Origin of the sequence: Sulfitobacter sabulilitoris, from assembly GCF_005887615.1 — a bacterium.
In the GTDB taxonomy this organism is placed as follows: Bacteria; Pseudomonadota; Alphaproteobacteria; order Rhodobacterales; family Rhodobacteraceae; genus Sulfitobacter_E; species Sulfitobacter_E sabulilitoris.
Genome location: NZ_VANS01000009.1, coordinates 26,915 through 42,381, shown reverse-complemented (window position 1 = coordinate 42,381; position 15,467 = coordinate 26,915). Strand labels below are relative to the sequence as shown.

Sequence of the window (15,467 nt, the reverse complement as noted above, 5' to 3'; positions counted from 1 at the left end):
ATCCCGAAGGACCTTGGTCTTGCGCGGGCCGGACAGTCCCGGTGTCTCAAACGCTGTCCGGCCCGCGCGAAGAGGCCGCGCGGGGATGTGGCCCCCGCGGCCCGTCGGTGTCACAGGATGAAATCATCCGCGCCGATGGTGGGGGCGCCGCTCAGTTCCAGCACCCAATCGGCGGATCCGTTGCCATCGGCGTCGCCGATCAGCAGCCCGCCCCCGGCGAAGTAGTAGAACGACGACGTGCCGCCCCCGCTCAGCCCCGCGGCGCCGTTGAACTGGGTCTCGAGCGCGGAGAGGTCGATCTTGTCGGTGCCGCTGGTGAAATCGGTGATCACGTCGCGCGCCGCCCCGACGCCGATTTGCGCGGCCGAGTTGAACACGAAGGTATCGACCCCGGGACCGCCGGTGACGACATCGCGTCCGGCGCCCGCGACGAAGGTGTCGTTGCCCGTGCCGCCATAGACCCGGTTGCCCCCCGCGCCGCCATAGATCACGTCGTTGCCCGCGCCGCCGCCGACAAAGTCATCGCCGGTGCCGGCATAGATCGTATCGGCGCCATCGCCGCCAAGCGTGGTGTCGTTGCCCGCGCCGCCGCCGATGAAGTCATTGCCCAGGCTGCCATAGACCTGGTCGGCGCCGTCGTTGCCCAGCAGCACGTTGGCCCCTTCGCCGCCGCCATAGATCGTGTCGGCGCCGGTGCCGCCCTGGACCGTGTCGCTGCCCGCGCCGCCGTAGATCACGTTGCTGCCCGCGCTGCCATAGATCAGGTCGTTGCCCGCGCCGCCGCCGATATTGTCGTTCCCGGCGCCGCCGTAGACGGTGTCGGCCCCTCCGGCCATGCGGATGATGTCGTCGCCCCCGCCGCCGCCGACATTGTTGTTGCCGACGCCGCCAAAGATCGTGTCCGCCCCGGCATTGCCGCGGATGATGTCGTTGCCGGCCCCGCCGCCCACGAAATCGCCGCCACCGCCGGTAAAGATCAGATCGTCGCCATCGTTGCCGAGCAGCGAATTGGTTCCGGTGCCGCCGCCGTAGACAGTATCGTTGCCGCTGCCGCCCTGAACGGTGTCATCGCCGGCCCCGCCGTAGATGGTGTTGGCCCCGGCCTCGCCAATGATGCTGTCATTGCCGGCACCGCCACCGCCCAGATCGTTCCCAAGCCCGAGGTAGAGGGTATCATCCCCGCCCTCGCCGAGAAGCGTGTCGTCGCCGCCCCGGCCTTCGAACATATTGTTGAACTGGTCGCCGCGAATGGCGTCCGCGGCATCGCGCGACCCGCGGACATTCTCGACATTCGAGATGCTGTGCGTAAAGGCAAGGTTCTCTCCATTTCGGGCCCAGAGACCGGTTGCCGTATTCGTCGCCAGATTGACATCCAGGTTCGTCACGCCGTTGCGGTCATAGCGGACCCGGTCAATGCCGTCGCCCCCGTCGAGCGTGTCGTTGCCAGCCATCAGGATAAAGCTGTCATTGCCAGCACTGCCGGTGATGTTGTCGTTCTCGAACGACGCACGGAGTTCGTTGATACGGCCCGGGCCGCTGATCGTGTCGGTAAAGCCAAAGCCGTCGTTGGCGATCACCCCCGTGGCCAGATTGGCGACGACCCCTTGGGTGGCCGCTGTTCCAAAGCCGTCGTCGCGCAGATCAAGCCGCATGAAGCCCGTGCTTGCGCCAAGATTGAGCGTGTCGTTGCCTTGGCCCATCTTGATCGCCATCCAACCGGTATCGAGGTTGGTGATATTGAACACATCGTCGAACCGGGTGCCGTCGACCTGCAGCCCGCCGTTGGAGTTGAAATCGCTGTTCGAATTGGCGACGTTGACCAGGGTCGTGGTGCCGCTGGCGCCCTTGTCGATGCTGCCTGTGTTGGTGTTGCCGTTGATATTGACAGTGATCGCGTTGTTCAGATCGCCATGCTCGATCTCGAAATAGGCGTCTGCGGTGGCGTCGTCGAAGGTGATCGTATCGTTGCCGATGCCTGCAACGATGTAGTCGTAGTTGTTGTTGTCGCCGGGATTGAGCAGGTCATTTCCCGCCCCGCCGAACAATTCATCCGAGCCCAGGCCGCCCTCCAGCGTATCGTTCCCGGTTGCCCCGCCGTTCAGCGTGTCGTCGCCAAGCCGCCCTTCGAGACGATCGTTGGCGTCTCCGCCAACCAGGGAGTCGCCGAATTGCGTCCCCAGCACGGTGTAGGGCACGGGCAGGAAGTCGATGCCGAATTCAAGCAGCGGAACGGTTGAATTCGTGGCATCGACGGTGATCGGACCCGAGGAGGTCACCAGGTTGTTGAGCGGTTGGGGATTGCCTTGGGAATCCTGGTCGAGCGCGAAATTCAGTGCAACCAGATCCCAGGAAATGCCGGTGAGCGACGCGACGGATGCGCCGCTCTGGAAAAAGCCGATGGAGGTGATCGTGCCGCCGGTCGGAGCCGGATCGGCGCCGGACGAAAAGGTAAAGCCAGTGCCGTTGAATACGGTGACCGCGCCCGTGCTGTTGTTCACCACCTCAACACGGGTGGACGTCGCGCTTACGAGATCGAGGTCTACTTCGCCAAAACTATCGAAAAATGCATTATCGAAAAATCTTTCATCGGGCCCCAGGATGGTGATCAGCATTATGTAAATCTCCTACATTTCTATTGCAAAGAGTGACCAAAATTGGACGTTTCAATCTGGCAGTTCCCTTACGGAAAGCCTTGTGTTGCAAGGTGCCGCCATTTTTTGCACCGATCAACCCTTTTGGGGCATTTTCGCCTTATCCTTGTATCCCGGTATCCGTGGTTGGCAATTTTCAGGCGGTTGGCCCGACGCGGATTCGGGCCTGTGCGACCGCTGCGTACTGCGCCCCGAAAATGGCGGCCCGCGGTGCAACCGGCCATCAGGCTTTGCAAATCGAAGCCCTATCTGCGATAGCCGATATGGTCTATTCCGGACAAGGAATGACGCAGCTTTATAGTGCCCTTCAGGCATCCCACACTTTTTGATAGGCAAACGTGTGACAGCTCTAATCCATCCCATACTCCTTTGTGGCGGCTCCGGCACGCGTCTCTGGCCGTTGTCGCGCAAGTCGTATCCCAAACAATTCGCCAAACTGCTGGGCGACGAGAGCCTGTTCCAGGTCTCGGCGCACCGGTTGTCGGGAGACGGGTTTGCCGCGCCGACCGTGCTGACCAATTCGGATTTCCGCTTTATCGTGACCGAGCAGTTGAGCGCCATGGGCATCGATCCCAAGGCCATCCTGATCGAACCCGACGGGCGCAACACCGCACCCGCGGTGCTGGCCGCCGCCCTGTGGCTGGAGAAGACCGACCCCGATGGCGTGATGCTGATTGCCCCCTCCGATCATGTGGTCCCCGATGCGCAGGCCTTTCGGGACGCGGTGACGGCAGGCTTGCCGGCCGCGCAGGCCGGTCAGCTTGTCACCTTCGGGATCAAGCCCGGGCATCCCGAAACCGGCTATGGCTATCTTGAGCTGGCCGAAGAGCCGGGCGATTTCGCGGCCCGTCCCCTGTCGCTTGCGCGGTTTGTCGAAAAGCCGGACGCGGCCCGTGCGCAACAGATGCTCGAGGCCGGCAATTACCTGTGGAACGCGGGGATATTCCTGTTTTCGGTGCGCAGCATCCTGGCCGCCTTCCGTGCGCACGCCCCCGATCTTATGACACCGGTTCAGACGGCCGTGGATGACGCCCGGCACGACCTGGGGTTCTTGCGGCTGGCGGTCGAGCCATGGTCGCAGGCCGCTGATATCTCGATCGATTACGCGGTGATGGAAAAGGCCACGAACCTTTCGGTGGTGCCCTTTGCGGCGGGGTGGTCCGATCTGGGCGGCTGGGATGCCGTCTGGCGCGAAACCGGTCGTGACGCCCGCGGCGTTGCCACCTCCGGGGCGGCCACGGCGCTGGATTGCGACAACACGCTGCTGCGCTCCGAAGATCCGAATTTGCAGGTCGTGGGTATTGGTCTGAACAACATCATCGCCGTCGCAATGCCCGACGCGGTTCTGGTGGCCGACGTGTCGCGCGCGCAGGATGTGAAGCTGGCTGTTTTGGCGCTGAAGGAAAAGGCCGCCACGCAGGCGGAATCCTTTCCCAAGGATCATCGCCCTTGGGGCTGGTTCGAAAGCCTGGTCGTCGGCACACGCTTCCAGGTCAAGCGCATCGTCGTCCATCCCGGGGCCGCGCTGAGCCTGCAAAGCCATCACCACCGCTCCGAGCATTGGATCGTGGTCGAGGGCACGGCCGAAGTGACGGTGGATGACGAGGTCACGCTCGTGACGGAAAACCAGTCCGTCTATATTCCACTGGGCGCGGTGCACCGGATGCGCAACCCCGGCAAAGTGCCGATGGTGCTGATCGAGGTGCAGACAGGCAGCTACCTGGGCGAAGATGACATCATTCGCTACGAGGACATCTACGCGCGTGAATGATTTCCCGTCTCGGAGCGGGAACAGGACGGCGCGCATCCTGCCGCCCGAGCGTTGAACATCGCCTCTTCGCAAGACGCCTTGGATGAGCGGAACAGCGGCCCCCGTCGGAGCCGCTGTTTTTCCGTCTAGAGCAGGAAGTCGGTAGCCTGCAGGGTGGTGACGCCATCCAGTTGCAGCACCCAGTCGGACCCGCCGTTGCCGGTGACGTCGCCAATCAGAGACCCCGAGGATGCCTGATAGAAGAACGAGGCCTGTCCGCCCCCGATCAGCCCCGCGGCGCCGTTGAACTGGGTCGCGAGCGCGGAGAGGTCGATCTTGTCGGTGCCGCTGGTGAAATCGGTGATGACATCCCGCGCCTCCCCGAAACCGATGCGGCTGGCGTTCTCGAAGATGAAGACATCGGCGCCGGCGCCGCCGGTCATGACATCCTTGCCGACACCGGCCACGAGCGTGTCGTCGCCCACGGCGCCCCAGATACGGTTGTTGCCGATATCGGCAAAGAGCAGGTCGTTTCCGCTGCCGCCGACCAGGGTGTCGTTGCCGGCCCCGCCATAGAACAGGTTCTGTCCGATATAGCCTTCGAGGTAGTCGTTGCCGTCCCCGCCGACCAGGGTGTCGTTGCCGCCACCACCGTAAAGCTTGTCGTCGCCCGCGCCACTGTTGAGAAGGTCGTTGCCCGCCGACCCGGCAAGAACATCGTTTCCGATATCACCGATCAGCACGTCGTCGCCGGTGCCGCCGATCATGGTGTCGTCGCCTTCCTGCCCGTAAAGGGTGTTGGCCAGGCTGCCGCCGCCGTTGATGTAATCGTTTCCGGTCCCCCCAGCGATCGTGTCGCTACCGGCGCCGCCGAACAGTGTGTCATTGCCCGCAGCCCCGTTCAGGACGTCGTTGCCGGCCCAGCCGGTCAGGCGGTCGCCGTCTTCGTTGCCATAGATCGTGTCGTTGCCCGACCCGCCATGCAGCGTGTCGCTGCCAAAGCCGCCGTACAGCACGTTTGCCCCGACATAGGCTTCGGCATAGTCGTTGCCGTCGCCGCCGACGATCGTGTCGTTGCCGGTGCCGGCATAAAGACGGTCATTGCCCGCGCCGCCGTTCACAACGTCGTTGCCCGCCGCACCGACCAGGATGTCATTGTCATCGCCGCCGTAAAGCTCGTCCGCCCCGCTGCCGCCGATGACGGTATCCTCGCCGCCTTCTCCGAAGAGCATGTTCAGCCCGCTGCCCTGGCCCGAGATGTAGTCATTGCCGGTGCCCCCGGCGATGGTGTCGCTGCCCGCGCCGCCAAAGAGCGTATCGGCCCCGTCGCCGCCGTTGATCAGGTCGTTGCCGGCCCAGCCTTTGAGATAGTCGCCGTCTTCGTTGCCATAGAGTGAATCGTTGCCCGACCCGCCATGCAGCGTATCGCTGCCGAAGCCGCCGGAGAGCACGTTTGTCCCGACATAGGCTTCGGCATAGTCGTTGCCGTCGCCGCCGACGATCGTATCGTTGCCGGTGCCGGCATAAAGACGGTCATTGCCCGCGCCGCCGTTCACGATGTCGTTGCCCGCCGCACCGACCAGGATGTCATTTCCGTCGCCGCCGTAAAGCTCGTCCGCCCCGCTGTCGCCGATGACGGTATCGTCGCCGCCATCGCCGAGCAGGATGTTCAGACCGCCGCCCTGACCGCTGATGTAGTCGTTGCCGGTGCCCCCGGCGATGGTGTCGCTGCCCGCGCCGCCAAAGAGCGTATCGGCCCCGTCGCCACCGTTGATCAGGTCGTTGCCGGCCCAGCCTGTCAGGCGGTCGTTGCCGCCCTCGCCATAGATGCTGTCGGCTTCGGAGCCGCCGTGGAACGTGTCGTTTCCAAGGCCGCCGTACATGAAGTTGGCCCCGATATAGGCTTCGGCATAATCGTCGCCGTCGCCCCCCACGATGCTGTCATTGCCGCGGCCGCCGTAAAGGCGGTCGTTGCCCGCGCCGCCATTCACCAGATCGTTGCCGTTGCTGCCGACCAGCAGGTCGTTGCCGCCGTCGCCGAAGAGCTCATCGTTTCCGCCGCTGCCGACGATCGTGTCGATGCCGTCTCCGCCAAAGAGCCTGTTGGCCCCGTTGCCTTCGCCGCTGATGTAATCGTTGCCCGCGCCGCCGACCAGAAGGTCGTTGCCCGCGCCGCCGTAGATGCTGTCGTTGCCGTCTCCGCCGTTCACCAGATCGTCGTCGGCGCCGCTATAGATCAGGTCGGCGCCGATACCGCCGTAGATGCTGTCCAGTCCCGCGCGTCCAAGCAGGATATTCGAGCCCGAGATGCCGTAAAGAACGTCATTGCCCACCTGGGCATCGAGGAAATCGTTGCCCGCGCCGCCGGCCAGGGTATCGTCACCGTCATCCCCGAGCAGGGTGTCGTTGCCATCCCCGCCATTCATCAGGTCGTTGCCGATACCGCCCAGCAGCCTGTCCACCCCGATGCCGCCGTACATCTCGTCATTGCCGCTTCCGCCCTGCAGGGTGTCTTGTCCGGAGCTGCCGATCAGCATGTCGTTGCCGTCATCCCCGGTCAGGATGTCGTTGCCCGCGCCGCCGTTGACCGTGTCGTCGCCGGCGTCGCCCGCAAGCGTGTCATTTCCGTCTTCGCCCTCAAGGGAGTCATTTCCCTCGCCCCCGAAAAGCTGGTCTGCGCCATTGCCGCCGAACAGCTGGTCGGCGCCCGCATCGCCATAAAGATGGTCGTTGCCTTCATCGCCCAGCAGGCTGTCCAGCCCGAGCCCGCCGCGCAGCGTATCGTTGCCAAGCTCGCCGTTGATTTCGTCATTGCCGCCGTCGCCGTGCAGCTGGTCGTTGCCCGCCTGGCCGAACAACTGGTCGTTGCCGTCGCCGCCATGAAGGCTGTCGGCGCCGTCGCCCCCGGCAAGAAAGTCCAGGCCGGTGCCGCCAAAGAGCGTGTCGTTGCCCGCGTTCCCCGTCAGGATGTCGTCATCGGCGTCACCGTACAGCAGATCGTCGCCCAGGTGGCCATCCAGTTCGTCATTGCCCGCGCCGCCGTACAGCGTGTCGTTGCCAAAGCCCCCGAAGGCGTCGCCAATCAGGGTGTCGTTGCCCGCGCCGCCAACCAGAACGTTGTCTTCGCGATCGCCCGTGAGGCTGTCGGCCAGGTTGGTGCCTATGACGTTTTCGATGCCAAGCAGAACATTGCCCTGCGCCACCGGCACGGTCGAGGCCGGATCGTCCTGCTGCCGCCAGATGCCGAGCGTGATCGACGCGGCGGCCGTTGCGGCGGCATAGCTGATCGTGTCTGTCCCGGCGCCCCCATAGAGCACATCGTTGCCAGCCGAGGCGAGGAACAGGTCGTTGCCCGCGCCGCCGTAAAGGATGTTGTCGGCCCCATCGCCCTGCAACGTGTCGTTGTTGGCCGACCCGATCAGGTTTCCGATCCCGCTCAACGTGTCGTTCTGGGCATCGCCGCCCAGCATCGCCCCGGTCAGCAGGCTGATGTTCACGCCCGCGGTCGACCCGGTGTAGGCGGCATAGTCATTGCCCGCGCCGCCGGTCAGAACGTCGGCCCCGCCGCCGCCCTCCAGCACGTTGTCGTTGCCGTCGCCGGTCAGCGTGTCGTTGAAACCCGTCCCGACCAGGTTGTGGATGTTGACGAAGTCGGCCCGTGACGCCAGAGCGACGTTCAGCCCCGCGCTCGCGCCCGAGCGGGAAAAGCTGACGGTGTTGCTGCCGTCGCCGCCGTCGATCACCGCCGTGGCGGAGCCGATCAGGAGCACGTCGTCGCCCGCACCGCCGTAAAGCGATGCCGCCCCTTCGGAGCCATCCAGCGTATCGTTGCCATCCCCGCCGCTCAGGGTATCGGCCCCCAGGCCTGCGATCAGCAAGTCGTTGCCCGCCCCGCCAAACAGGGCGTCGTTGCTGCCGTACCCGATCAGCGTATCGTTGCCATCCCCGCCTTCGAGCCGGTTGCTGCCTGCCGATCCGGTCAGCGCATCGTCAAAACCGGTGCCGATGACATTCTGGATCTCGGTCAGGATGTCGCCCTGGGCGTCGCCCCCGAGCCCGGTTCCCGTGACCAGGTCGACCGAAATGCCTGCGTTGGACCCGCTGTAATCGGCGGTGTTCGTTCCTGTCCCGCCGATCAGCCTGTCGGCCCCAGTCCCGCCGACCAGCGTGTCGTTGCCCGCGGCCCCGGTCAGCGTGTCGTTGCCCGCGTTCCCGATCAACCGGTTCGCGCCGCCATTCCCGGTCAGGCTGTCGGCGGACCCGGAGCCCTCGAGGTTGGCGATGCCGGTATAGGTGTCACCGGCCGCGTCGCCGGTGTTTCCCGCCGGACTGGACAGGCTGGCGATCACCCCGGACAGGGCCGTCCGGTAGGAGGCCGTGTCGATCCCGCCGCCGCCGATGAGCTGGTCGGCGCCGCCGTTGCCGATCAGGATGTTGTTGCCTGCATCCCCCGTCAGCGTGTCATTGCCGGCGCCTCCGGCAAGGCCTTCGATGCCGACAAAGCGCGCGGCGCCCAGGTTGACGTTGACGCCGCCTCCGGCCGCGCTGAAATCGACAAGGTCGTCGCCCGCGCCGCCATTCACCAGGGCCGAGGTCGCATCGCCGGCCAGGGTGTCGTCGCCAAGCCCGCCGTAAAGGCTGTCCGCGCCGCCATTCCCCGCGAGGACATCGTTGCCCTTGCCACCGATCAGCACGTTGGCAGCGGCGGAGCCGGACAGCTGGTCATCGTGGTCCGAGCCGGTCAGGTTCTGGATGTTGCCGAAGCTGTCGCCCGCGGCATCGCCGCCGCTTGCGCCGCCGGAGGCAAGGTTGACCGCCACCGCGCCGCGCGACAGCGTATAGGCGACCGTATTGCTGCCCGTGCCGCCCTCGAGGCTGTCGGCCCCGGCCCCGCCTTCCAGGGTGTCGTTGCCCGCGCCGCCCAGAAGCGTATCGGCACCGCGGCCGCCCACCAAGCGGTTGTTCAGCCCATTGCCGACCAGGCGGTCATTTCCGTCGCCGCTGACGACGTTTTCGATATCCGTCGTCGCGCCGATCCGTGCGAAGGTGGTCGCGGTGCCGTTCTGGCTCCGCGTCAGGGCACCGCCGCGGGCAAGGTTGACCTCCACGTTCCCAGTGACCGCCGCAAGGTCGATCCAGTCGTTGCCGCCGTTGGTGTCGACGATATCCTGGCCCAGGCGCCCGGCGAACTGCGCGGAAAATATCTCGTTGGTGAAATGGCTGACGTCGTTGCTGGTGGCAGTGCCGCCATATACGTCGATCGACACGTTCAGCAGCTGGCCGGTCGAGCCGCCGCGGTTCACCACCTCGAGCCGCCACGTGCCATTCGGGTCTTCGCCCCGGAAGCTGTTGACCGGGAAGGTCCATGTCAGGCCGGCATCCGAGACACCGGCATGGGCGAAATTGTCCGAAGAGACGTCATGCAGGGCAATGCGTGTGCCCGAGGGCGAGACGAGGAAAATATCCAGCTGGGCGAAATTCGGGTGGATCAGCGCCAGGGTGAGATCCACGTATTCCGCGTCCAGATTGGCCGCCGTCAGGACGATGTCGCGCGAGGTCGTGACCGGGGTTGTGGCCCCCCCGCCGAGAATTGTCGTATTCGCGTTTGCCGCCGCCGAGGCGCTGGCCTCGTTGGCGGACACCTGTGCCGGCCCGAACAGCGACCAGACTTCGGCCATGCGCACCGCGGCAAAGATATCGAGCGCGCCATAGCCATAGTCGGCCGAATAATGCAGACCGCCGTTGTTCCAGTTGTCCGCGCCGTTGATGACCCAGCCGAACTTCTCGCTGTCATAGCCGCTGGACGAGCCGGAGACGGAGGACCCGACATGATGCGCGGACAGAGCCAGGATGTTCTGCACATCGCGCCAGCCCAGGGTCTCGTTGCTTTCCAGCATCAGGGCCACGGCGCCGCTGACCTGTGGCGTCGCGGCAGAGGTGCCGCCGAAATTGTTGGTGGAGCCCGGATAGGTCCGCTGCCCGTCGTCCCAGCCGTATCCCACTTCGGAGGCGATCCCGGTCGTGACGATGCCATCGCCGTATTCGGCCAGGTGCGAGGCAAACAGGTTGGGACTGTCGCCGAGCCCCGGATACAGCCGGTTGTCGGACAGAACATCCGTCAGCGGCTGGTTGATCCGCGTGAGCGAGGACAAGAGCAGGGCGGAGCCGCGGGAGGCAAAGGGCGCGACCTGGCTTTCGTGAAAACTGCCATCGGGCAGTTCCAGCCGCTGGGTATATCCGCCCACCACGATGGTTTCGCGTGCGGCGACCCGGCGATCGGTTCCCGCGCTGGCTTCCGCCGCTGTCAGGGTGCCCGCGGCGATGTCTTCGACGGTGACGCGCGGCGCCGAGGTCGGGCTGTCCTGCAGCCCTGAGCGCAGGAAATCGATCGGAATATCCGCCGTGCGGTTCTGGCCCTCATCCTCGATGTAGATACGTCGGGCAACGCCGTTGTCGTCGTAATAGATATCGTCGAAATCGTTGCCGGCGGCCATGACCATGATGGTGCCCAGACCGCCGCGGCCTTCGTCGGCGGCGGACCGGATGGCGGCCAGTTGCGCGGTCATCTCCACGCCGTTTGCCAAGGGCTGGTTATACAGCGAGTCGTTGTGCCAGCTGGCGTTGACGACGTCGAAGTTCTTGTAGGCGCCCATGATCTGCGACATCAGCGGCGCGTCGATTTCATTCTCGAAGGTCGCAAAGGCGGGAAACAGGCTCAGGTCATAGTCGGAATAGACATCGGCAGACGAAATCGTGGCCCCGTGGGCAATGCCGATGGTGCCGGTGCCATTCGCACCCGCGGCGATCAGGCCGGTGACACCGATGCCATGGTTTTCCACGCGGTCGACGTTCGACACCTCGTACACGGCGCCGGACGGTGTCGTGATCTCGATCTGCGCATCGAAATTGAAACGGTCGGCCCATTCGGGGTGGTAGGGGTCGACCGCCGTGTCGAAGACCCCGATATTCACGCCGGCGCCGCTGTATTCCGCCCAGACCCGTTCGATACCTTCGCGGCTCAGCCCGAAGCTTTGCCCCAGATAGTCATAGTGCCATTGAAATGCGTAGATCGGGTCCGTCGGGGTAAAACGTGTGGGCAAAAAAACGTCCTCATTGCTGACAAGCTTGCGGCATCGAAATGATACTGGAAATTATGGCCAATGTTTGATGTCTACCCGATAATCGGGACCGTGCGTCCAAGGCGCTTTAGAAAAATTGATACATTTGCAAAAATGCCACCGGCGCCCCAGTGACCCCAGGCCCAACCGGGCGATGCGCCGCAGCCGCGCCGGTCGCTCGGACGGGCGCGCGGCGGCGCCGGTCGCTCGGGCGGTGTATCCGGCGCATCATGCCAGCGCGGTGATGTCCTTCACGACCTCACGGACAATACGCCGCCGTTCGGCGATGATGTCCCCGCCGCTGCTGAACCGTCGGCACAGGTTGTCGCGGGCCGCGCAATAGGCCTTGGCAAAGTCCAGATCGGGTTCGAATTCCGCAATGCGGCGGGCGGCGGCGGCGGCATCCAGGCCGAAGGTGTTGATCATGGTCTCTTGCGGGACAAGGTCGAAAACCCGGTGACGCGGGCTTGCGTAATAGGTCGGGACGGCGCCCACGGCAAAAGCGTCGAATATCTTTTCGGACACATAGGCGTGCTGATGCGTGTTCTCGAACGACGACATTACCCTGCATTGCCCGGTCAGCGTCGCCAGTTTATCGAGATGCCAGTCGGGCAGGGCCTGTCGGCGCGGCGCCGTGGCCTTTCCGGCGGTCCAGCCCTTGCCCACACGCATGACGCCGTCGCCTTTGGTCGCCTCGGCGACCTCGGTGCGATAGGTGCCCAACCCGTAGATGTCGTGCTCGGGGAAGTTCCGGGAATAGGTTTCGCCCTTGCGGACCTCGGCAAAGAACGCCGCGCGCACCGGGGCCGAGGCCCATCGCGTCAGCAGGTCGGCCGGAGAGACATCGGACTGCGCCGCCAGAAGGTTGCGATAGCGGACGATGAAGCTGTCGTTCGTCAGCAGGAAATAGGGGATCCGGTCAAAATCGAAAAGTGTCGAATTCTGGTGGTTGATGAACCGATAGGACAATTCGGCGCCCGACGCCGTCATCGTTCTCGCCCGATCCTCGAAGCCGCCGCTCCAAGTGGTGTCCCACAGCGGTTCTTCCGAGATCACGGCGATCTTTGTGTCCGGCCGGGCCTCAAGGACGGGCCTCAGGGTGTCGATCTTGTCGCGCAGGTCGATGTTGAAGCCGGTCAGCAGGACATCGGCGGCGGAAAGGTCATCGACAAGCAAAAGCTGGTCGCCCAGCACCCGCTGGAACGGATCGTAGCTGAGGGGGGTGCGGTTGCCGTGCTTGCCGAAAAACGCAACGGCGGGCACGGCCCCATGCGCGACCGCGGGGGCCTTGACGGTCCTGCGGCGGCGGCGGGCATGGTCGAGCACGCGATCAAAGTGCAGGCACAGTTCATGGCCCTGACCGACGGCGGCGCGCGCCTTGGCAACCCCCCTGGCTTCGAGGCTGTCGCTTTGGGCAAGCACATCGATTTTTGCCGGTGCGAGCAACAGCGCCGTGGCGCAGCTTTTCAAAAGCAGCTGCGCCTGCCGCTGCGGCATTTCGGTCGAATTGGCGGCGGTTTCGTAAAGCTCATTCAGCAGGTCGCTGTTCTGGGCGCGCACGATCGGCGAGGCCGCGCCGGGAGTGGAGCCAAGTTCGAGCATCAGCATCTGCACATCGGTGACAAAGCTGTGCGGGCCGTATAGCAGCCAAAGCTGCCGCATCGCGTGCCGCATCGCGGCCAATCGTGCGGGATCCGCCGCGATTTCGGCAAGCCGGTCGGGAAGCGCTTTCACGGCTTCGGGCGTTTCCGCGCAGAAAACGGCGGCCTGCTCCCAAAGGCGGGGGTCACCGGGCGGCGCATAGGTATCGGCCATGATGACCGGAATGGCGCCGGCGCCAAGGGATTCCCAAAGCCGGATCGAATTCGGGCCGGACCCCGAGGGACAAAGCGAGAAGACGCTTTGATAGAGACTTTCGCGAAACTCATCCGAGGCGCTTTGGTTGATCAGCGACGAAGGGTCGTTATCGGCACTGCCTGCGTTGGACCGTATCTGAAGATCGTAGACGACCTTGTTGTAATGCCAGGTGTCGCGGCCGATGATCAGCCCGCGTTCGTCGTCGGCCAACATATCCAGTATCCAGGCGCGGACATCCGTCATGTACCATTGGTTGGATTTTGCGCCGATGAATGAAAACAGATGCGGGCGCCGGTGGCCGTCCGGGTCGGTGAATTCCTGCGACATCTGCACCGGGTACAATGGAAAGGGCCGCACTGTCTGCCGGCCGCCGGCCGGCGCATCGCGGTCCTGCAGCGTGGCATGGGTCCAGAAGATATTGTCGATCCCTGCCTCCTCGAACAGATACAGGTAATCGCGCATCCGGATATGCTGGCAGACGGTAACCTTGCGCGTGGTCTTGGGCAGCACCGCGCAGAAGGCCCGGAACCTCGTCAGGTGCTCTCCCGCATCCTTCGTTCCGGACTGGACCTTGTCGATCAGCGTAGCCCAGGGATAGGCCACATACGTGACACCGGAGGGAATGTCCCCGGCCGCCTTGAGCGTAAGGAAGGCGTGCTTTTCGGTGATGGCGGGATATTGCCAGCCGTGATCGTATGCGATCAGGTTCCCTTGCCGCAGAACGGGGTCGCCGCCGGTCGGCGTATCGAGGTCGCGGCCGCTCTGACGCGCCGATCCCCTGGCAATCAGACGATCCGGTATCTTGCGCCCCTCCGTGGCCGCCGGCCTGCCCACGACCGATTGATAGTGGCGCGCGAACGCATCCTGCGCGCCCTTGTCCGTAATGCTGAAAACATTGTCCTGATGCGCCGAGACCTGCCTGTGCGTGACCGGTTGCGTCGTGTCGAGGCCGATCATTGCCTGCGTACGTTCGGGCCGCGCGATATGTGAATCGACTTCGGCCAAGTAGGCTTTGCTCCTGGCTTCGGCCATATCCGGGTTTTGCACGAACCGCGCGCCGCCAAGCGGTGTTTCAAGCTGGTTGAAGGCGCATTTCGCCGCGAAAAGCCGCCACAGGTTCCAATCGCCCGCCAGACGCATGGGCCGGATGGTCCGGGCCGGGGTCACGGCATCCCAGAGCCATTTGCGGAAAAACGTTCCCTCCTGCTGCACGAACGTCCAGTGCAGCCCTTCGCACAGCCCTTCGCGGATGACCGCGGTCGGGATCTGCCGGTCAAGCGAATGCACCAGGTGATCGTTCTTGATGATTGCAGCGCTGCCCCCGACCCAGGAGAGTTGTTCCGGGGTAAACTGGGCCTCGAGCCGCGCTATCGTCGACAGCGCCCCGTACATCAGCACGTCATCCGCGTTGATCCAGGTCATGAAGGCGTCGGCGTCGGCGTCCAGGGTTTCAAAGCCCGTGACGATGGCGTCGTACATGCCGGTGTCGGGTTCCGCGACGCAGGTGAAATCCAGCCCACGGCATTGCACCGGAAAATCGGGATGCGCCAGCCGCTTTTGCCACCACAGCAGCCGTTCGAATGTCCCGTCGGTCGAGCCACCGTCCTGAACATGGTAGCGAATGCGAAAATCACCGGCCTGGGTCACGACACTGAGGATGGTGCGATCGATCGTATCGACGGCGTTCATGCAAGGTGTAACAATATAAACGATAGGTGGCATCTTGGCGTTGCGAACTCCGAAAAAATCTCTTTCTGCAGCGCAGCAGGCAGTGAAGAGGCAGGCACATCCCGTCAAGGTTGCAACCTTTTCGATCATTACCTTTTACAAGCGAATTGTCTGGACGCCTGTATAGAGGCTCTGGGCTGCACGACAACATCTTCCCTGCCCGGATCGCGAAAGATGTCCGCGTGACGCCGGCCTGTGGGCGGGGTGCTACAAAGCGGCTCCGGCGCGATCGCCGCCCGTGCCGCCCCTGCTTGACAGGGGTGACGGAGACGGCCAGAAAGCGCGGCATATTGGTATGCGTCCCTGTCTTGGGTGTTTTGAGCGAAAAATCCGCACTGCGCAGCTTTTTTGCATAATGTGGCG

The 15,467-nt window shown here is 64.2% G+C and carries 4 protein-coding genes; 1 reads left to right on the top strand and 3 read right to left on the bottom strand.

The features are described 5' to 3' along the window. Window positions 1–110 precede the first annotated feature (110 nt). On the bottom strand, window positions 111–2,612 hold the full coding sequence (locus FDT80_RS18260; RefSeq protein WP_138663771.1) for a calcium-binding protein: 2,502 nt from the start codon (window positions 2,610–2,612) through the stop codon (window positions 111–113). 379 nt (window positions 2,613–2,991) lie between these two features. Between FDT80_RS18260 and FDT80_RS18250 the strand changes: the two genes are divergently transcribed. Beyond that, window positions 2,992–4,422 carry a mannose-1-phosphate guanylyltransferase/mannose-6-phosphate isomerase gene (locus FDT80_RS18250; protein ID WP_138663769.1) on the top strand — a complete coding sequence of 477 codons (1,431 nt, stop codon included), beginning with the start codon at window positions 2,992–2,994 and terminating at the stop codon, window positions 4,420–4,422. A gap of 125 nt (window positions 4,423–4,547) precedes the next feature. Here FDT80_RS18250 and FDT80_RS18245 read toward each other — a convergent pair whose 3' ends face one another. Continuing rightward, window positions 4,548–11,501: a S8 family serine peptidase gene (locus FDT80_RS18245; protein ID WP_138663768.1), complete on the bottom strand. Its 6,954-nt coding sequence runs from the start codon at window positions 11,499–11,501 to the stop codon at window positions 4,548–4,550. Window positions 11,502–11,747: 246 nt separating this feature from the next. After that, window positions 11,748–15,098, bottom strand: coding sequence for an exostosin domain-containing protein (locus tag FDT80_RS18240; protein ID WP_342777659.1), 3,351 nt, complete (start codon window positions 15,096–15,098; stop codon window positions 11,748–11,750). Window positions 15,099–15,467 lie beyond the last annotated feature (369 nt).